The following is an 18,985-nucleotide window of genomic DNA, read 5'->3' on the forward strand; positions in this document are numbered from 1 at the left end:
CCTCTGGATTACTTGAACTGTTTTAGGAAACGAAGGTCGTTCTCGAAGAACGCACGCAGGTCATTTACGCCGTAACGTAACATTGTCAGACGCTCTACGCCCATACCAAACGCGAAGCCAGAGTATTTCTCAGGGTCAATGCCAACAGCACGAAGTACGTTCGGGTGAACCATGCCGCAGCCAAGAACTTCAAGCCACTTGCCGTTCTTGCCTTTTACATCTACTTCAGCAGAAGGCTCGGTGAATGGGAAATAAGATGGACGGAAACGAACTTCAACTTCCTCTTCGAAGAAGTTACATAGGAAGTCATGCAGAATGCCCTTTAGCTGAGCGAAGTTTACATTCTCGTCAACTAGCATCCCTTCCACTTGGTGGAACATTGGTGTATGAGTTTGGTCATAGTCGTTACGATAAACACGGCCAGGTGCGATGAAGCGGAATGGTGGTTTACCATTTTCCATCGTACGAATTTGAACGCCTGACGTGTGAGTACGTAGCATCAAATCTGGGTTGAAGAAGAAAGTATCGTGGTCAGTACGAGCTGGGTGGTCTTCTGCGATGTTTAGTGCATCGAAGTTGTGGAATGCATCTTCGATTTCTGGACCAGACTCAGTGTTAAAGCCTAGCTCACCAAAGAACTGTTCAATACGCTCAACAGTACGAGTAACTGGGTGTAGACCACCGTTCTCGATACGACGACCTGGTAGTGTAACGTCGATTGTCTCTGCTGCAAGTTTTGCTTCAAGTTCAGCACGTTGTAGTGCATCTTTACGAGCAGCGATCGTTTGTTGAACTACGCCTTTTGCTTTGTTGATCTCTTGACCAGCACTGCGGCGTTCTTCTGGTGGTAGTTTACCTAGGCTTTGAAGTTGAGCGGTTAGCTCACCTTTCTTACCTAGATACTGAACACGCACTTCGTCAAGTGCGACTAGCGAGTTTGCAGCTTCAATCGCTGCGCTCGCGTTAGCAATGATCTCTTCTAGATGTTGCATCGTTTCCTCGTCTACCGTCCGGTAGTATCCATAAGGGTGTTTTTTGATAGCTGTACATACTAATAAAACCCGCCGCTAATGCCAAATTGATTTGTAATTTGAACGGGTTATTGGGCAAAAAAAACTCGTTTTTTGCCCTTTTAGCAGAAATCACACCGGAAACGATGGCCATTTGCCGATATTCGGCAATGGTTAATTCGCGTTTGCGCGAATAAAAATGAAGTTTGGACGACGTGAAAGTTTATTGAATGTCTCAGGTGATACTTCTTTCATCGCGGGATCAGGTTGACCTTCGGAAAACTTGTCGAGAGTAAAACCACTTTCAGCTAAGCTATCAAACAAGTTAGTAAACGAACGTCTAAAGAATGAAACCTCTACGGGTTCGCCAACGGTATTCCAATCTTCGATGATACGCTCTACTGCAAAATAGTTGTTAAAAGCGTTATCTTCAAAATCAACAAGTGGGTGATGGGTAGAGAAAATGAACTGTCCACCTTGTTTGAGTACACGATGTACCTCTTTAAAAAGAGGTACCAAATCTTCAAGGTAGTGCACCATTAAAGGGCAAACAACAAAATCATAACTATCGTCGGCTTCTTTAGGAAGTCCATCAGATAGATCTTGCGCATAGCATGTTACAGCGTCACCTAGTTTTTGTTTAGTAATTTGAACCATTTGTTCCGAGAGATCGACAGCGGTTACTTTCGCCCCCTGATTAACAAAGTGCTGCGCATAAACACCAGGACCACACCCTAGGTCCAATACCGCTTTGTTGTTTACCTCACCCACCAAAGCTAGTGTTGAAGGACGCTCATAAAGGCCGTTATACGCGTTATTTTCAATCGCATCTGCGTACTTTTCTGCATGTTTTGTATACATTTCACCCATATAAATACCTCCAACTATCAAACCATTAATTCCACATTCGGGTCGCGCAATCTACCGTTACTATGACTACTCGTCAATCTCTTCTGCTCGCCAAACTAGGCGTAACATGTCTTTGTGTTGAATACCGTGTTCGAAGATCGGTTCATCATAATTATCGAGAAAGAAGTCTTTAATCACTCTCTCTACTCGAAAACCATGCTTTTGATAAAACGAGAGTTGATAACCAAATGTACCTGTTCCTAATTCGACAATTCTAATACCTCGGCTCGCTAACTTCGCTAATGTTTCATCAAGTAGAACTCCGCCAAATCCTTTGCCATGGTACTCTGGGTAGGTTGCGATATTGAACAGTTCAGCTTTACCATTAACCTTATCCACTTCAATTAACGTTGCCCCAATCAACCTATCTTGCATAAACACAGCAAAAGCATGACATCGGCCTCGATAAACGTTAATCGCGGCTTCCTCTGGGTCAGCCAATAACAAAATATCCAACGGTAACTGTTCTTGAGCAATCTCTTTCACTTCAAACATCGAGTTATTCATCTTTTAATACTCTTTCCATCAGGTAGTTATCTAACACGACGCCACGAATGTCTGCTTGGTTTGGTCGCACTACGTTAAAGCCAAAATGAAGGAAAAACGGCTTTGCTGTAATGCTCACATAGGAGTACAGCCTACAAATATCAGCTTCTCGCGCTTTATTCATAATGGTCTGCATTAACACACTCCCTACCCCTTGCCTCTGTGCTTGGTGGTGACAATAGAAATGATCTATTAGTCCATTGGCTTGTAAATCACTATAACCCAGTATTTGAGTTTGGTTTGTCACCACAAAAGGCTTACATCGAGCAATATACGCTTCAAAAGCGGATGTCTCTAACTCATCACGAGCCCATGCTCTAATCTGCATCTCATTGTAATCATTGCGATTTACAGTGCGAATTGTTTGCCGATATAATTCCAATAACTCATTTGCATCGTCTTGCGTCGCTGCTCTAACCGACAATCGCATATCTAGACTCCTTTATGTGACCGTTAATTCTCGCAATTAATAGTAGCAAGCTAAAGATGTTTAACGGGGTTCAATGTTAAGGTTACTAGACGGTAACCAATTGAAAAATATCTTTTTGTGTACTAGATATTAAAACTCATAGATGAAGCTATCCGGAAGCCATTATGCCCGAAAAAAATAACAAAGTGCTGGTGCTGTACGCACATCCATCTCAGAGACGCTCAGAGGTCAATGCTCCCATGTTTAGAGATGCCCAATCCATTAAAGGAGTCACCGCGGTCGATCTGTATTATGAGTACCCAACTTACAACATTAATATCGATAGAGAGCAACAACGATTAATTGATCACGATATTGTTATTTTTCAATTCCCTCTCTATTGGTACTCAACGCCTTCTATCCTTAAAGAATGGCAAGACTTGGTATTAGAGTATGGGTTTGCTTATGGGCAAGATGGCACAGCACTGCATGGTAAGACTTTTTTATGTGCAATCTCTGCTGGCGGTAAGGCAGATGCTTATCAAACAGAAGGCTACAACCATTTCACTATTAGAGAACTACTCCAACCATTAGAACAGACTGCTAGTTTGACGGGCATGACCTATTTACCGCCTTTCTGCCTTTTTGGTTCACGTACAGCTCAAGAAGAGCGACGTATACCGGAGCATAGAGAGCGTTGGAAAACGCTTTTAAACCTGCTTGTTACCAGCTCGTTCGATATCGAACGAGCAAAACCTCTCGAAAAACTAAACCATTATTGGCCACAAGAACAGGCTATCGAATCAGATAAGGACGCATCATGACCGGTTACTTTCTCCAGGCTTTCGTTTATCTTATAGCCGCCGTCATCGCAGTACCTATTGCTAAGCGCTTAGGTTTGGGATCTGTACTTGGTTACCTCATTGCTGGGGTGGTTATTGGACCTATTATTGGCCTCGTGGGCGAAGAAACTACTACCATTCAACATTTCGCTGAGTTTGGTGTCGTTATGATGCTGTTCTTAGTTGGCCTAGAACTAGAACCTAAGATGCTTTGGGGCATGCGTCATAAACTTATCGGTCTTGGCGGCATTCAAGTTGGTGGCACAGCAGCAGCGGTTATGGGAATAGCACTGATGCTCGGACAAAGCTGGAGCGTTGCGCTGACTATTGGCCTTATTTTTGCTCTTTCTTCGACTGCAATTGTTCTGCAAACCTTTAATGAAAAAGGACTGTCGAAAACAGAAGGTGGCCAGAGTGCATTTTCAGTCTTGCTATTTCAAGACATTGCCGTAATTCCAATGTTGGCGTTTATCCCCTTACTCGCCTTGCCAGAACTAGTTGAACAAGCGCAAAATGCCGCGGCGCAGGCGGCTGAGCATCATGACGAATTAAGCTTGGTAGCTGGACTTCCAGGGTGGGCTTATGGATTAGTCATTACTGCGTCAATTGCGGTGGTCGTCGTTGGTGGTCATTATCTTAGTAGACCTTTGTTTAGGTTCGTCGCATCATCTGGATTAAGAGAAATCTTTACAGCTACTGCGCTTATGCTTGTTATTGGTATTGCAGCCTTAATGAGCTTGGTCGGTCTATCTCCTGCCCTTGGTACATTTTTGGCAGGTGTCGTATTGGCCAACAGCGAGTTTAGACATGAGCTGGAGTCAAATATTGACCCTTTTAAAGGGCTTCTCCTAGGCTTGTTCTTTATTACCGTTGGCGCTGGTATTAACTTCGGTATCCTATTTGACGATTTCTTTGTCATTATCGGTTTAACTTTGGGCGTAATGCTCCTAAAGGCAGCAGTGCTGTACGTACTCGCGATGATTTTCAAAATCAAAGATAGTGCCCGATGGTTATTTACCTTGAGTCTTGCTCAAGCCGGTGAGTTTGGTTTTGTTCTGTTAAGCTTCTCGGTTCAGAATCATGTATTGCCTACCGATATCGCCCAAACACTATCACTGGTTGTTGCTTTATCTATGTTCTTAACTCCTGGTCTGTTTATTCTGTTTGATAAAGTCATCTTGCCTAAATTTGAGAAAGACAGTAATGACCGTGAGGCCGACACAGTTGAAGAGCGAGGCACTGTCTTGATTGCGGGTATTGGCCGCTTTGGGCAAATCGTCAATCGTCTTTTGGTCGCCAATGATGTGAAGACGGTGGTACTAGACGTACGTGCTGAACAAGTCGATAACATGCGCCAAATTGGCACCAAAGCTTATTTTGGTGACGCGTCCAAGCCAGATATCCTGCATACTGCAGGAATCGAAGATGTGAAACTGCTTGTTATTGCTATTGATAATCAAGAAACCAATGTTGAGCTTGTAAAATACGTTAAACATACGTACCCTCACGTCAAAATTCTTACTCGAGCATTCGACAGAGGGCACGGTTACCAACTAAGGCAAGCCGGCGCAGATTATATAGAGTCTGAAACCTACCATTCAGCTTTAGAGCTTGGTGCTAAAACCATGAAATGTCTTGGCTTTCACCCATTCTTTATTGAACAGCAGAAATCCATCTATAAGACGATTGAAGACAAACAATCCGACCGACTATATAAAGCTTGGGCAGACGGTGCTGATGGTGAAGAACGCTACGATAACAACTACCGTGACTTATTCATTGAATTGGAAGGCTTCATAAAGGATGCCATGCAAGTCGATCGAAATGACAAACATTCTCGCGAGCGTGGATGGACACCACCTCCAAAAGGTTATGCGGATAAGTTCGAGGAATAAAGCGTAAGTAACATTAATCTTTGCTTTGTTTAGCCCCCTGTAACTAATGGGCTCATAAGCTATGATGTTAACAGAGACGGGCATTTAGTCCGTCTCTCCTTTTTCGCAAGTACACAATGATAAGTAAATAGGCACAAATAAAGAGAACAACGTGGATAAAGATTCAAAACAGTTAGCCAAACAATTGTTCAACATGACCCTTCCTATGGTGCTGGGTGTGTTGTCCCTTATGAGCTTTCAATTAGTCGATAGTGCCTTTATCGGACAACTAGGCGTATTACCTCTCGCTGCTCAAGGTTTTACATTGCCGATGCAAATGGTCATTATTGGTATCCAAGTAGGCCTTGGTATCGCTACAACGGCAATCATTTCTCGTGCTTTGGGGGCCAATGACGAGTCTTACGCGAAACAATTAGGGGGGTTGATCCTTGTTTTCGGTAGCTTAGGCGTTGCGGCAATTGGCGTACTCATTTGGCTAATTCGACACCCAATCCTCGCCTTGTTAAGTGCACCCGAATCTGTCTATCCAGTAATTGACAGCTATTGGCCTTATTGGCTTCTAAGCTCTTGGGTTGGTGCGGTGCTGTACTTCTACTACAGCGTCTGTCGCGCTAATGGGAATACGGTTCTACCAGGAATGATGATGGTCGCCACGAGTATCATTAACTTAATTCTCGATCCACTGTTTATCTTTACCTTTGATTTGGGTATCAATGGCGCGGCAATCGCGACTATCGTCGCCTTTGGTATTGGTATCGCTTTCGTCGCACCGAAAGTGGTCAATAAGAATTGGGCATCGTTTGATTGGAAAGATGTCAATGTAGTAAACAGTTTGAAGTCGATATGGAAAATTATGGCACCCGCGATGGTCAGTCAATTACTTCCCCCGCTTTCCTCGATGTTGGCTACTAAACTACTCGCAACATTTGGTACTGCTGCAGTAGCTGCATGGGCACTGGGCTCTCGTTACGAGTTTTTTGCCATTGTAACCGTATTAGCTTTGACCATGTCTATGCCGCCTATGGTCGGTAAGCTATTGGGGGCTAAAAACCTTACAGATATCAAAAAACTCGTCAACCTTGCCGTAAGTTATATTCTTGCGTTCCAACTCTTAGTCGCCATTATCACTTACTTGTTTGCAGGTCACTTATCAATACTGATGACCAGCGAAGACAATGTACAACAGATCCTCAATTATCATCTTATTTTAGTCCCTTTCAGCCTTGGGCCTTTGGGCATCTGTATGTTAATGGTGTCTATATCCAATGCGCTTGGCAAAGCAAAAACCGCTTTGACCATTTCAGCGCTTCGTTTATTTGCGTTCTTCTTGCCTTGCTTGTGGTTAGGGTCACAGTTTGGAGGAATCGAAGGACTCTTTTGGGGCGCTTTGGTCGGAAATGTCCTTGCGGGTCTAAGCGCTTGGTTCACATACAGTTATTCTTTAACGCAATTAGAAAAGTCCCTTTCTAAATAAGGCTCAATTTCTATTCCATTTGTACTAACTATTTTTGTCAAAATAGCCCTCCTTTGCTACGTTTAAAAGACGTAGTGAAAGGAGAGGTACAATTAATGAAAATAAACGTTCAGACCCACCACGTTTCAATTGGCGAAGAGTCTCGTCAAGAGATTGAAAACAAATTTGACAAAGTATCAGCTCACTTTCCTCAGTTGATCAGCTGTGACATCATTATCAAGAAAGAGCATGGCCAACACGAAGTGGAAATTTTCACCAATTATGAGGGTGTGAGAGTATCAGCTAAAGCCACCCACGATATTATGTACCCAGCCATTTCCGCAGCGTTGAAGAAGCTTGAAGCAGGTTTGCGAAACCGAAAAGGACAACTAAAAACTGACTTGCACGCCAAACCGACGAGCACCAAACCAGAGATCGCGTCAGACATCATTCAAGAAATGAAACTCACTTAGCCTACTCTTTAAATACAACCTAAAAAGCCGGCTCTTAGCCGGCTTTAACTCGAAAACTTATTGCAGCTCAATAACTTATCCATTCCCATTCATAAATTCTTACACTGACTTTTCTATTCTAAATATCTGCTTTATTGCCAACAATATCGAACCCAGCTCAGCATTTCTCTAAAGTTCGCTCCTTTCTGACCACAATGGCGCAAAATGACAAATTCAATAATGCGTTGTCATTACTATGTGCTTAACGCTTTAGGAGGCACGATATGACATATAGAGAATTTCAACACACTGACACTTACAAACTGATGGTTGGCACAGGGGAGTTAATCTCATCTATTGCTTCCTTTCTTTTTACGCTAATCACAGCGATAGCCAAAGCCGGAGTATGGCTTGCTAAAAAAACCTACTCATGGATCGCTAAGCGATAATCCAACATCAACTCAACCAGAGACAGCGAATGAAAAGCAAATTAACTCTTGTTTTAGCATTGGCAATTGGATGTGCCTCTCCTGTTACGCTAGCCGAAGATAGACATGCCACATCTGTAGGTACTGCAAGCCCACTCTTCGCGCAAATGGATGCACTTCAACAGGACATAAATACATTACAAAAGCAGGCTGAACTTAACCGTTTCGAAGAGAGTATTATCGACAGAAAAAACGACGCGTTGAGACAATCACTTGCGGAACAGTTGCAACATAAAAACCAAGTAGATGAGAACAAGCAGCTTGTTACACAACAAATTCACCTCTTACAAACATTACTCGCGGCAAACGACCAAGACCTTAAACGACTTTCCGACGCATCCAAAATTGCGAGCGACACTGAAAAAGATGCCGTTCAGTTTGCAATGCAAAAACGTATTACCGCGATGGATGAGTATTATGCTGATCTGTCCACCACGTTATCTTGGGCCGCTGAATTAGGGGTAGACATTTCAAAAGCGGAAACTCAATTAGAGCAAGACTTACAGAAACGTGCTGACTTTTTATATAACTCTGTTCTTTTCTTAGATAGCCAACTAAGTGACATTAATGACCGACTTGCTTACGTACCGGAAGACGGTAAAGCAGGATTGCAAGAAGATGGGATCCGAATTTCTGGTCAGATTAATTTACTTATTCTTAGCTTAGAGTCCAGTATTACCCTGTTGGAAAACTACGGTGTTGACACTACAGAGTATAAACAGCTGTTATTCACTGTAACGGGGGATATTAGCACGGACGTTCTCGATTTCAGCGTAATTGTCGGGCTCATGAAAGAGTGGTTAGGCGCATTTAAAGATTGGGCGATGGAGCATACTCCGTCACTAATTGTGAAGATATTCGTCTTTGGTGTCATACTCTGGTTGTCACGTTCGTTCGCTAAAATTGTTGGTAAGGCGGTTAGGAAGAGCGTTAGCCATTCAACAATGAAATTCAGTGTTTTGATGCAAGATTTCTTTGTTTCAATGGCACAAAAAGGAGTAACGGCTCTAGGGCTGCTTATAGCCTTATCACAGCTTGGTATAGAGTTAGGACCGCTATTGACTGGTTTTGGAGTGGCGGGTGTAATTATTGGTTTTGCACTACAAGATACCTTGTCTAACTTTGCGTCTGGCATGATGATACTCATCTATCGTCCTTTTGATGTAGGAGATCTGGTCAAGGTTGCCGGCATATCAGGAACAGTGAGCCATATGAGCTTAGTATCAACGACCATACGGACTGTTGATAATCAAAGATTAGTCATTCCGAATAATAAGATTTGGGGCGATACTATCAATAATATTACCGCAGAGAAAACTCGACGTGTTGATATGACCTTTGGTATTGGCTACGGCGACGATATAGATCATGCGAAACAGGTCTTTTCTGACATCTTGCAGCAGCACCCGAAAGTACTTAAATCTCCAGAGCCGATGATCTATGTACATACACTTAATGAAAGCTCTGTCGATTTTATTGTTCGACCGTGGGTACGAACAGAAGACTATTGGGATGTATATTGGGAAGTGACCGAAGAGGTGAAGAAACAACTGGACCGCAATGGGATCAGTATTCCTTTCCCACAAAGAGACGTTCACGTATATCAACATGACCTCGCTCAAAACACAACACTAGACCTGGTCACTCAAGTCGCAAGCAAATAACCACCAATGCGAACTTCAACCGAAGTTCGCATTAGTTTTAGTTATGGAAAATCAAAATATTTATCGTGATTGCCATCACACTTTTCTATTGATTGATTCTATTTCAAACTCTAATATCTGCGCCCTACCGCCCACAGTGGCGAATTTGAACAACAAAAAGCACGAACCACGCAGAGACGAGACAAAAACGAAATGGCATCCAAATACCCATTAGCTAGGCTGACCTTTTTAATCGCAATTTTGACTGCCGTTGGCCAAATGACCCAGACAATGTACGTACCGTCAATTGGGCAAATGGCGCAAGAGTTCCGCGTTAATCCAGCGATGCTGCAGGCAGTAATGGCGTGTTACTTAATTCCCTATGGTTTGTCCCAGTTCATCTATGGTCCACTGTCGGATCGATTAGGTCGCAAGCCAATAATTATCGTTGGTCTTGTTATCTATCTAATTGGAGCGCTCGTAAGCTTATTTGCACATTCTTTTGAACTCTTTCTACTAGGCAGCTTCATTCAAGGAGCGGGAATTGGTAGTGGCGGCGCAATGTCACGAACTCTTTCTCGTGACTGCTTTTCAGGCGAAGAATTACACAGAGCCAACAGCATCATTAGTATGTGCGTGATCTTTTCACCGCTGCTCGCCCCCGTTCTTGGTGGCGTGTTAACTGAAACTATGGGTTGGCGCTCTAGCTACCTTTTTCTGACTCTGTTTGCTGTTGCAGTAGTCATAGTCATGGCTTCCAAACTGGTCGAAACTCTACCAGTTGAGAGACGTAGCCAAAGTTCGGCGATGGATAACTACCGATTTGTGCTTTCTGACAAGCGTTTTCAGGGCTATGTCATTTGCTTAGTTGCTACCTTTGCAGGTGTTGCCGTGTTTGAAGCCGCTGCTGGTGTGTTGTTTGGTGGTGTTTTAAAGCTTTCGGCACTGACGGTAAGCATCCTGTTTGTATTACCAATTCCAGGTTATTTACTTGGTGCTGGGTTCTCTTCCATTATCGCAAAACGGTATGGTAACAACGCAGCATTTAAGTTTGGTTTGGTTTCGATACTTGTAGGCTCAGCGGTCGTCCTTGTGCCTGGATTACAAGGCTCGACCGACGCTTGGACACTTACCATCGGCTCTACCGTTTACTTCCTTGGCGCAGGTGTTTTGTTCCCTGCTGCAACTACAGGTGCCTTAACCCCTTTCCCAAACCACGCGGGAACAGGTGGAGCTGTGTTAGGGGGTATGCAAAATCTCGGTGCTGGTTTAGCAACCTTAGGCGCATCTGTTATACCCGCTACTAGCCAGCTACCACTGGGCGTAATCATGTTGATCATGGCGTTGTTAGCTATGTGGGGTTTGCATATCGCCAAGCGCGACAATGGTCCAGATAACGCCGACGATGCGGTAATGGTTTAAATTAGAAAAGAAACAAAGGCTACCTCAGTCTAAGGTAGCCTTTTTAAGAGCCTTCGTCCGTCGCTTTGCCCCTCATAAGAGCACTTACTCAAACTTCAACTTTCTTTTAATCATGCGCTATTCATTCAAAGAGCAACACGCCCTTCTCAGTTTTCGAAAATAAACCAGCTTTTATTTTTAATTCAGCCAGTTAACGTTGTATTCTTCATATCTATTATTAAACTATGTCTGTACCTCTGATTCACCCCAAGGAAGGAGTTATTGGAGTTGAAACTTAAATGTGTGCTCACTCTTAAAACCATGCTCACTCGCATGGTTGTTTTGATCGTATTACTAGGAGCCACGCACGTTACTCTAGCTCAGTCTGATACCTATATTGTCGCGGCTCATGAACGAGACTTTATCGCCCGTTTTATTTTTTCTACTATTGAAAAACAATCCAATTTCTCTTTTCAGTACGCAGACTATCCTGTATTTGGTGAGCGATTAGATGCTGTTGAAGACGGTAAAATAGACTTTGTCGCTAATATTACCTATACCAAGAGTCGAGCTTCACGATTCATCTTCTCTGAGCCAATCAACATTGAGCCAACCTATTTATTTAACAAAGGTGGCGAGTCGTTTGATGAAATGCATGTCATTGGAACAACAATGGGAACAGCGTTTAACGACATAATTCAGAGATACTATCCAGACAAACGTGTATTGGGGTTCAATGACAATGACGTTGCATTTGAGAGCTTATTGGCTGGTAATATAGATGGCTATATTGGCACTTTCCTACAATTAGAGAGCTTTTTATCTGCGGGGTTTAAAGCAACCTCGATCAACGACCAAGTCTCCATTCCACCTGTATCCATTATTACCAACAAACAACAGAACAAACCACTATTGGCGGCTTTTAGCGACATTATTGCAAAAGACTCTGTCCAGAAAGAAATTCGTCGTTACATCGACAGTTACATTACCGAAATTGCCATTAAACAACTGAGACACAAAGTTAACTCCAGTGGGTTAGACCTAGACTCTATTATTGAGATCTATCTTAACCCTCGCCCACCTTATGTGTTTTCAGGAGCGAATGGACAACCAGAGGGTATTTCTGTTGAGTTTGCAAAGCAAATTTGCAAACTCAATCAACTAAAATGCCGAATGGTCTACGATCCTACAGAATCGTGGTCAGCATCTTTGCAAAAGCTCACTTTGGGTGAACGTGACGTGACGACTCCTATTGCTGACATAAAACACCGTCAACGTATACTAAACTTCAGTCGTCCCTACGCTTCTATTCATGGTGCCATCGCCAAGCGTGTTGGTTACAAAGAAGAAGTCTACCGACATATTTCCGAACTGTTCGCGGAAAAAGTCGGTGTAGTGGAAAACGATGTGTTTGCCTCCATCACTCGACGTTCATTGCCCAACAAAACTCTGGTTTACTATAGCAATACTGAAAAGCTCATTAACGCGCTCACTACCGGAGAGGTCGATTACGCCATTACCAGTCAAGTTACGTTAGACACATTATTGTACGAACACAATATAACCAACGTGACACAAGACCGTTACTTTCGCCCTTTTTATCAATCTGAGTTGAGTTTTGGGTTTCCTAAAACTGAGCGTGGCGAGATTCTCGCTCAGTTGTTTAATAGAACCTTAGACTTTATCGACGCCAACTCAATCAACCGCCGTTATCAGCCACCAGCAAACTGGCGTGAACTGAATGAAAAAGAGAGTGACAAACGTCGATTAAATATCATCAATACACTGTTAGCGCTGCTAGTGCTAGTGACCTTTTTCTTCGGTTACATAACTAATCATCGCGCCAATCATGATGCACTGACTAAACTTAAAAATCGTCATGCTTTAAACCGTATCCGTAAACAGGCTCTAGAAAAAGGCCACGGACTAATTTACATCGACCTTAATCGCTTTAAACACATTAACGACACTTATGGTCATACGGTCGGTGACCAAGTATTACGTTGCTACGCCAAACGTTTGAAAGAAACCATTGATGGTCAAATTTACCGGATCGGTGGTGACGAGTTCGTTGCCATCACTGAATTCGACCCTAATGAACTCAGAACAATATTAGACCAACTAGAAAGCTATCCGTTTATAGTGCGCGGTTCCGGGGTTGTATTGACGCTGTATGCCTCTGTTGGAGTCTTCTTACCAGACACTAGTGAGTTAAGTATCAAGCAGTTGCTTATCTATACAGACTTCGCTATGTACGAAGCTAAGCGTAATGACAAGATCCGAAGTGTCATTATTGATGAGGCTAAACTCAGAGATCTTGCTATCGTTCATGACCCCAAAAAACGCTCACATCGTGATGTTCCCAAAGGATAAGTAAAACTGCTTAACCTTTATTCCAACATGCTTCTTAGAAAAGACTCCCCCCTCAAAAAAACACAATTGCTAACAGAAAACCTCTCTCATAACTCCCTGATTTGAAGCAATTTATGACACCTAGCAAGAGATTGCGAATATAATAGTTTTAGTGAAATAAACAAAACAGGAGACTTTATGACTGCAAAACAAAATGCTAGCCAATTCGTGTCCATTATCTCAACCATACTTGTTATCGGACTCGCTATCTATCTTGGTACTCTAGTGAAGTCTGTTGATACGATAGAAGAGAAGCTTAGCCATCAGGCACAACAAATAGAAAGAACTTCTCTAAAAGCAACAAATGGTAGTCTTGGTGATACCGCTCGCTCTTATGTTCCTGTCTATTCACATATTTATACCGATGGTGGTAAACCCGTATTGCTGGAAAGCACCTTAGTTGTACGTAACACTGACCCTAACTCAAGTATTAATATCCATAGCATCAATTACTATGACACCAACGGCCAACTTGTTCGTCAGTTTGTCTCCGAAGGTTACAAACTTGAGGCAATGTCCAGTTCTGAATACTTGGTTGAAAAGCGTGAAGTCAGTGGAGGCGCAGGGGCTAATTTCTTAATCGAATGGTCGAACCCAAACCAAGCGTCAGCCCCTATTTTTGAAGCGGTCATGATTGGCTCTGGCCATGGAAAGGATATTTCATTCACTAGTCGAGCTCCTCTATAAAAAAACACCCCGCATAATGCGGGGTGTTTTTTCAATATAACCACTGTAACTAGTTGGCCTGTTCGTTTAGATAAGCTTGAAGTGAGATGTTCGTCCATTCACGCATCTTCACTAGATAATTGGCTTGTGAATCGAGAATCTCTTTCGCCAATTTATCGTTAGCCGCCTGCTGCTGAAGTAGTTCCTCATTTGCTGCTTTTAGGGCATTGATTACTTCTGGCGGGAAAGAACGGACTTTAATATTCGGATACTCTGAACTCATCTTAGACCAACTGTTCGCGTTCTCATGCAAAGCTTGGGTGTACATATCAAACGCGGCAACGCGGAACGAAGTTTCTAAAATGATTTGGAGATCTGCTGGCAGAGATTCCCACACTTTCTTGTTGACCAAGAACTGAGTTTCAGAGCCTGGTTCATGCCATGCTGTGTAGTAATAAGGTGCGATTTTTTGAAAACCCATTCGTAAATCAAAGGCAGGCCCCACCCACTCTAATGCGTCAATTGTTCCTCGCTCTAATGAGGTATACAGTTCGCCCGGCGCGATGTTGGTTGGTTTCGCGCCAACTTTCGCTAACACCTCACCTGCAAAGCCAGGGATACGCATCTTCAAACCTTGCAGATCCTCAACGGTGTTGATCTCTTTTTTAAACCAACCACCCATCTGTATATCTGAGTTGCCGCCAGGAAACGACAACAAATTATGCGGTGAATAGACTTGCTGCATGAGTTCTAGACCCCCACCATGATAGAACCACGAATACTGCTCCATCGTTGTCATACCAAATGGCATCGATGAGAAATACAGAGTATTAGGGACCTTACCTTTCCAATAGTATGAACTTGAATGACCAAGGTCATATTGACCAGACTTAACCATATCAAACACACCTAAAGGAGCTTTGTGTTTGTTAGCAGAGTCGACTCGAATAATTAAACGTCCATTCGACATTTCTTTGGCTAACTTTGCCATATTCTTACTCGCGTCACCCAGAATTGGTGTATTAGGCCCCCAGGTTTCTGCCAGTTTTAAACGGTAAACTTTATCGTCAGCTTGCACTTGAAAGGTTGCCACAGCAGTGAGGGATGCAATGACGATAGTACTCAGTCGACGAATGGTTTTTGTGAATTCCATTTCTTAGATTCCTATGTACGTTATTGGATAGCTCAACAACAATGGATGTAAACACTATGTATGTCAAAGTGTTACCGTTTGGGTGTATTTTTCTTAAGCAGTCATTACGCCTAATATTTAACCGTTTATCCCTATTTTATACTTCACATCGTCTAACGACTCTATTTAACTCCAACCTTTCACTAGCCAAAAATATTCCATTCTGTTTAACAAATTGATAGTTCTGTCACGAAATCTCTGTTATTAATAGCTAAATTGTTAAATATTCTAATAAGCATCATTATGGACTGGGCAACACTCTCAATATTCATCCCCACATTTTTCTTTGTTTCTATCACCCCAGGAATGTGCATGACACTGGCGCTTACAATGGGCATGAGTATTGGCTACCGACGTACGTTGTGGATGATGGTCGGTGAATTGCTCGGTGTTGCCGCCGTTTCTCTTGCTGCTATCTTAGGTATTGCTGCCGTCATGTTGAAATACCCAGAAGTATTCACTGTCTTTAAGGCCGTCGGCGCAACTTATCTGTTCTATCTTGGCATCCAAATGTGGCGCTCACGTGGTAAACTAGCCATCACCTCTGACGTTGAACAACAAACCGAACACAAAGATTGGGATCTAGTCGTTCAAGGCTTTGTTACCGCTATTGCCAATCCCAAAGGTTGGGCATTTATGATTTCGCTTCTTCCCCCATTTATCGACCAGTCAAAGCCAATGTTTGGACAAGTATCGATCATGCTCGGAATTATTTTGGTCAGTGAGTTTGTTTGTATGACTATCTACGCGACTGGCGGAAAAGGATTGAAACGAACATTGGGTAATGCAAACAACGTACGGACCATGAACCGCATTGCGGGAACACTCATGTGTGGTGTTGGGGTTTGGTTGTTTATTGGGTAAAAATGGGCTCCGATTTGGAGCCCATTTATTTTATTGTGTTACACCTGCAATCACTGAAGGCTCTCCCGTCACTTCAGGCATACTACCGATATCGGCACTACCCGTGACAGAAGTTGGTACCGCAACGGCAGGGTCTTGCAAGGTTAATACGTCGCACTCAGACGTTGCCAAAGGTTTCATCAACTCTTCAATTTCACGAGCTTTTATAACGTATTGACTGCTTCCTCCCATAACTACACCATCGCCGATTGAAAAGGCAGCACGATAATGGTCGTCCTCGTCATTTTTGATACTTGGAATGCCCCATAGATCACCATTCCCTCCGTAGTTAAGCATAAAGGTCTGGTTCGCATAGTCACCAGCATCACCATTTCGATCATTGTTAGTGGTATGAACATAGCTAAACTGAATTGGACGGTCGAAGCTCACGATATCCCCCGATTCATTGCGAACTGTAGTCAATCGATTCCACTCATTGACCCCTGTTTCCCACACATAAAATTCTTGCACAACATTAGGATCGTAAATTTCCCATGGATTAGAAATAGACTGCGACGATAGAACCATTGGTCCTGTTCTCAATCCCCAATGGTGAGGTGTAGATTCAAGGCTTGATGAGGTAACAGACGAATCGAAATGAACCGCTTCGCCACTGGTTACGCTAACGAGCGTCAGTGCGTTAACACCATCAATCGAGAACGTAAATTGATAAGCAGTGCCATGCACAGTTTCAAATGGGCTATTCTCTCCCCAATACTGGGCGATATGCTGGTCATCAATGGTACCGATCGGACAATTATCGTAACAAGTTAGTGTAATGGTGCCGTTGTTAGGAAGTGCAGCATCACCGTTTTGTGACCCATCAATAAAGGTTTGGACATAATAAGTTATGCTATCCTCTCCGTTAAGATACTTCACCTCTCCGCCGAGCTGCTCAGAATACATATATAGACTGTCGTAATCGCTAAGCGATATTACGATTGGAGTTTCTAGCTGAGTCACACTAGGACCATTATCCGTCCAAGACAGCTTACCAACTTTAATGAACTGTTGATTGCTATAGTTCACGACCCACTGATCGAAAGAGTTGTCTTGATAGACATCATCATCCCAATAGTTAAAGTCTATCCCTGCTAATTCAGTGAGCGCTAACGTATTCACTGTGTTCTTGATTAAACGGCCCGGCGCTGTCACGATAGTCAAAGTTTCCTGTTGTTCGTTGTTATCCTTCACTACGGTGTCACCATTACTGAACTGATGACCGCTTTCGGTCCAAAGCCCCCAATAACCTATAAAGCCGTAGTTATCGTTATTGCCATTGCCCGTAGAGTCATAACGAATAGGAAAGCCACTATTGAGTTCGACAGCAGCCCCTGTCGATATATCAAATAAATCATATCGATGAACGTGCGATGTAAATTCTGTCCGACTCAAACATTGAGAGCCAGTTGCAAAGTCTCCTGACTTGTAAGGCAAATCATCAAAACCGCCATTGGTACTCTGAACTAATACACGATTCTCATTGAATGCTAGTGCAAACGTCTGTCCTCCACTACCATATTGACCAGAGTATTCCATGCCCGTTAACGCAACGCCTGTAGTTCTATCTTCAGACATCACAACACTGGCACATTGTTTGTAGCTTTGGTTACCGCCGTGGCTTCCCTGCTCATATAATGTGAAACCAATTTGTCCATCAAGATCAGAGATCGTTTTGACTTCACCTCCTCCTGATTGATTGTTTTGGTCAAAATTATCAAAGAAGTCAAAGTTAAAGGTGAAGTCGCCAAATGGATTGGCATCAGTAGCGCCATTACGAATTTCCGCTTTGAACTTAATCGCTTGTTCCCCCTCATCACTTTGTCCCATATCTGGAAGCCATACACTAACGCGTAAAGGGTCGGAATCAGACTCTCGAACAACAGTACTTACCGCTTTCATCAACTGGGTTTGATTACTCGCGCCTGATGATTGCCCGCTATCACCTGATTTATCTTCATCAAAACACACCGACTCATCAGCTAACACTAAGTAAGGCCCTTGGTTAGCAAACTCGACGCTGTTGAACTGCGCCGTAAAGCACAGAATGCTGTTCACGAGTTCAATAGGTTCTAAAGCTTCGTTCCAGACATGTGTCCGCTGCTCTGCGAGCGTATAGTCTGTGCCCGCGTCATTGTATGCGGCTTGAATAGTGAAAGGGGCTAGCGCCAAGACAAGTGGAATTAGTTTAGTCGTTTTCATTGGTCACTACCTCCAATTGTTCAGGCAGCGAAAGCTGAGATGTCGGAATGGTTTGAGTCTGATTACCTGAGCTGGAGTCTCCTCCACTTCCATTACAACCGAAGAGTATTCCTAGGACAAAGGTAGCGATTACTGCTTGGATATGAAGTCGTTTCATATCTCCTCCTTGTAATTCAACTTACGAACGTAATTCGCGCCAACTAACCTTATTTATAATGTGGTTATAAATACCCTAGGATAATGGATACATAAGTTTATAGAACAAAATCCCATATACATATGGCATTTGCTTATAAACCATACAATTTACATGGTTTATGTAGGTAAATTACAATATATGTAAAAACAGCACTATTGTATGACAAATACATCTATGCTAATCTGCGTTCACCCTTGCGGCAAAACGATTGCTATGCTTTTCCCCTATAAATAGCTTCTTCTACTATTAACTTGTTGATTAGTTAATCACCCCAACTACCACTTTAGAGTAGTTTAAAAGTGTAATTGATTTACATCATGTTTTAATTTTCTTTCACATTTAACAATGCGCGAAGATTCGAAG

The 18,985-nt window shown here is 43.0% G+C and carries 17 protein-coding genes; 10 read left to right on the forward strand and 7 right to left on the reverse strand.

Features of this window, described 5'->3' with window-relative positions; all coding sequences use genetic code 11:
• Positions 1–8 precede the first annotated feature (8 nt).
• The 4 genes from pheS to JKJ11_RS09125 all read right to left on the reverse strand — a co-directional run bounded on the left by pheS (position 9) and on the right by JKJ11_RS09125 (position 2,895).
• Entirely contained in the window at positions 9–992 is a 984-nt protein-coding gene (gene pheS / locus JKJ11_RS09110; protein ID WP_252038033.1) for a phenylalanine--tRNA ligase subunit alpha, read from the reverse strand.
• Between the two features lie 192 nt (positions 993–1,184).
• Positions 1,185–1,880, reverse strand: coding sequence for a class I SAM-dependent DNA methyltransferase (locus JKJ11_RS09115; protein ID WP_252038034.1), 696 nt, complete (start codon positions 1,878–1,880; stop codon positions 1,185–1,187).
• Between the two features lie 66 nt (positions 1,881–1,946).
• Positions 1,947–2,426 carry a GNAT family N-acetyltransferase gene (locus JKJ11_RS09120; protein WP_081836378.1) on the reverse strand — a complete coding sequence of 160 codons (480 nt, stop codon included), beginning with the start codon at positions 2,424–2,426 and terminating at the stop codon, positions 1,947–1,949.
• Complete coding sequence (locus JKJ11_RS09125; RefSeq protein ID WP_124939766.1) at positions 2,419–2,895, reverse strand: GNAT family N-acetyltransferase; 477 nt, start codon at positions 2,893–2,895, stop codon at positions 2,419–2,421. The genes JKJ11_RS09120 and JKJ11_RS09125 overlap by 8 nt, the downstream gene beginning before the upstream one ends.
• A 164-nt stretch (positions 2,896–3,059) precedes the next feature.
• Between JKJ11_RS09125 and JKJ11_RS09130 the strand changes: the two genes are divergently transcribed.
• From JKJ11_RS09130 to JKJ11_RS09170, 9 genes are all read left to right on the forward strand, one after another.
• Positions 3,060–3,698: an NAD(P)H-dependent oxidoreductase gene (locus tag JKJ11_RS09130; RefSeq protein ID WP_198557871.1), complete on the forward strand. Its 639-nt coding sequence runs from the start codon at positions 3,060–3,062 to the stop codon at positions 3,696–3,698.
• Positions 3,695–5,611, forward strand: a complete 1,917-nt coding sequence (locus JKJ11_RS09135) for a monovalent cation:proton antiporter-2 (CPA2) family protein (protein ID WP_006070689.1) — start codon at positions 3,695–3,697, stop codon at positions 5,609–5,611. The genes JKJ11_RS09130 and JKJ11_RS09135 overlap by 4 nt, the downstream gene beginning before the upstream one ends.
• A gap of 193 nt (positions 5,612–5,804) precedes the next feature.
• The gene (locus tag JKJ11_RS09140) at positions 5,805–7,085 is read left to right on the forward strand and encodes an MATE family efflux transporter (RefSeq protein ID WP_198558271.1); all 1,281 of its coding nucleotides are present in this window, start codon (positions 5,805–5,807) and stop codon (positions 7,083–7,085) included.
• Positions 7,086–7,180: 95 nt separating this feature from the next.
• On the forward strand, positions 7,181–7,537 hold the full coding sequence (hpf, locus tag JKJ11_RS09145; RefSeq protein ID WP_006070691.1) for a ribosome hibernation-promoting factor, HPF/YfiA family: 357 nt from the start codon (positions 7,181–7,183) through the stop codon (positions 7,535–7,537).
• Between the two features lie 263 nt (positions 7,538–7,800).
• Positions 7,801–7,965 (forward strand): hypothetical protein, encoded by a 165-nt coding sequence (locus tag JKJ11_RS09150; RefSeq protein ID WP_006070692.1) that lies wholly within the window; start codon positions 7,801–7,803, stop codon positions 7,963–7,965.
• Positions 7,966–7,994: 29 nt separating this feature from the next.
• Positions 7,995–9,668, forward strand: a complete 1,674-nt coding sequence (locus tag JKJ11_RS09155) for a mechanosensitive ion channel domain-containing protein (protein WP_252038035.1) — start codon at positions 7,995–7,997, stop codon at positions 9,666–9,668.
• 192 nt (positions 9,669–9,860) lie between these two features.
• Entirely contained in the window at positions 9,861–11,069 is a 1,209-nt protein-coding gene (emrD, locus tag JKJ11_RS09160; RefSeq protein ID WP_124939770.1) for a multidrug efflux MFS transporter EmrD, read from the forward strand.
• 267 nt (positions 11,070–11,336) lie between these two features.
• A complete protein-coding gene (locus tag JKJ11_RS09165) occupies positions 11,337–13,421 on the forward strand; it encodes a transporter substrate-binding domain-containing diguanylate cyclase (protein WP_252038036.1) in 2,085 nt (694 codons plus the stop codon).
• A 177-nt stretch (positions 13,422–13,598) separates the two neighbouring features.
• Positions 13,599–14,147, forward strand: a complete 549-nt coding sequence (locus JKJ11_RS09170) for a DUF3124 domain-containing protein (protein WP_006070696.1) — start codon at positions 13,599–13,601, stop codon at positions 14,145–14,147.
• Positions 14,148–14,196: 49 nt separating this feature from the next.
• Here the strand turns inward: JKJ11_RS09170 and JKJ11_RS09175 are convergent, their stop codons facing one another.
• A complete protein-coding gene (locus JKJ11_RS09175) occupies positions 14,197–15,279 on the reverse strand; it encodes a TRAP transporter substrate-binding protein (RefSeq protein ID WP_252038037.1) in 1,083 nt (360 codons plus the stop codon).
• Positions 15,280–15,561: 282 nt separating this feature from the next.
• On the opposite strand from JKJ11_RS09175, the gene JKJ11_RS09180 reads away from it, so the two are divergent.
• Entirely contained in the window at positions 15,562–16,182 is a 621-nt protein-coding gene (locus JKJ11_RS09180; RefSeq protein WP_038222142.1) for a LysE family translocator, read from the forward strand.
• Between the two features lie 30 nt (positions 16,183–16,212).
• Here JKJ11_RS09180 and JKJ11_RS09185 read toward each other — a convergent pair whose 3' ends face one another.
• A complete protein-coding gene (locus tag JKJ11_RS09185; RefSeq protein WP_252038038.1) occupies positions 16,213–18,423 on the reverse strand; it encodes a hypothetical protein in 2,211 nt (736 codons plus the stop codon).
• The gene (locus tag JKJ11_RS09190; protein ID WP_006070701.1) at positions 18,410–18,580 is read right to left on the reverse strand and encodes a hypothetical protein; all 171 of its coding nucleotides are present in this window, start codon (positions 18,578–18,580) and stop codon (positions 18,410–18,412) included. Before JKJ11_RS09190 ends, JKJ11_RS09185 begins: the two co-directional genes overlap by 14 nt.
• Positions 18,581–18,985 lie beyond the last annotated feature (405 nt).

Source organism: Vibrio sp. SCSIO 43133 (assembly GCF_023716845.1).
Taxonomy (GTDB): domain Bacteria; phylum Pseudomonadota; class Gammaproteobacteria; order Enterobacterales; family Vibrionaceae; genus Vibrio; species Vibrio mediterranei.

Bases quoted from the DNA above. Each gene is read 5' to 3' on its own strand.
- JKJ11_RS09190 (WP_006070701.1), bottom strand. From the start codon at position 18,580: ATGAAACGACTTCATATCCAAGCAGTAATCGCTACCTTTGTCCTAGGA.
- JKJ11_RS09130 (WP_198557871.1), top strand. From the start codon at position 3,060: ATGCCCGAAAAAAATAACAAAGTGCTGGTGCTGTACGCACATCCATCT.
- JKJ11_RS09115 (WP_252038034.1), bottom strand. From the start codon at position 1,880: ATGGGTGAAATGTATACAAAACATGCAGAAAAGTACGCAGATGCGATT.
- JKJ11_RS09135 (WP_006070689.1), top strand. From the start codon at position 3,695: ATGACCGGTTACTTTCTCCAGGCTTTCGTTTATCTTATAGCCGCCGTC.
- hpf (WP_006070691.1), top strand. From the start codon at position 7,181: ATGAAAATAAACGTTCAGACCCACCACGTTTCAATTGGCGAAGAGTCT.
- pheS (WP_252038033.1), bottom strand. From the start codon at position 992: ATGCAACATCTAGAAGAGATCATTGCTAACGCGAGCGCAGCGATTGAA.
- JKJ11_RS09120 (WP_081836378.1), bottom strand. From the start codon at position 2,426: ATGAATAACTCGATGTTTGAAGTGAAAGAGATTGCTCAAGAACAGTTA.
- JKJ11_RS09175 (WP_252038037.1), bottom strand. From the start codon at position 15,279: ATGGAATTCACAAAAACCATTCGTCGACTGAGTACTATCGTCATTGCA.
- emrD (WP_124939770.1), top strand. From the start codon at position 9,861: ATGGCATCCAAATACCCATTAGCTAGGCTGACCTTTTTAATCGCAATT.
- JKJ11_RS09180 (WP_038222142.1), top strand. From the start codon at position 15,562: ATGGACTGGGCAACACTCTCAATATTCATCCCCACATTTTTCTTTGTT.
- JKJ11_RS09150 (WP_006070692.1), top strand. From the start codon at position 7,801: ATGACATATAGAGAATTTCAACACACTGACACTTACAAACTGATGGTT.
- JKJ11_RS09185 (WP_252038038.1), bottom strand. From the start codon at position 18,423: ATGAAAACGACTAAACTAATTCCACTTGTCTTGGCGCTAGCCCCTTTC.
- JKJ11_RS09125 (WP_124939766.1), bottom strand. From the start codon at position 2,895: ATGCGATTGTCGGTTAGAGCAGCGACGCAAGACGATGCAAATGAGTTA.
- JKJ11_RS09140 (WP_198558271.1), top strand. From the start codon at position 5,805: ATGACCCTTCCTATGGTGCTGGGTGTGTTGTCCCTTATGAGCTTTCAA.
- JKJ11_RS09170 (WP_006070696.1), top strand. From the start codon at position 13,599: ATGACTGCAAAACAAAATGCTAGCCAATTCGTGTCCATTATCTCAACC.
- JKJ11_RS09155 (WP_252038035.1), top strand. From the start codon at position 7,995: ATGAAAAGCAAATTAACTCTTGTTTTAGCATTGGCAATTGGATGTGCC.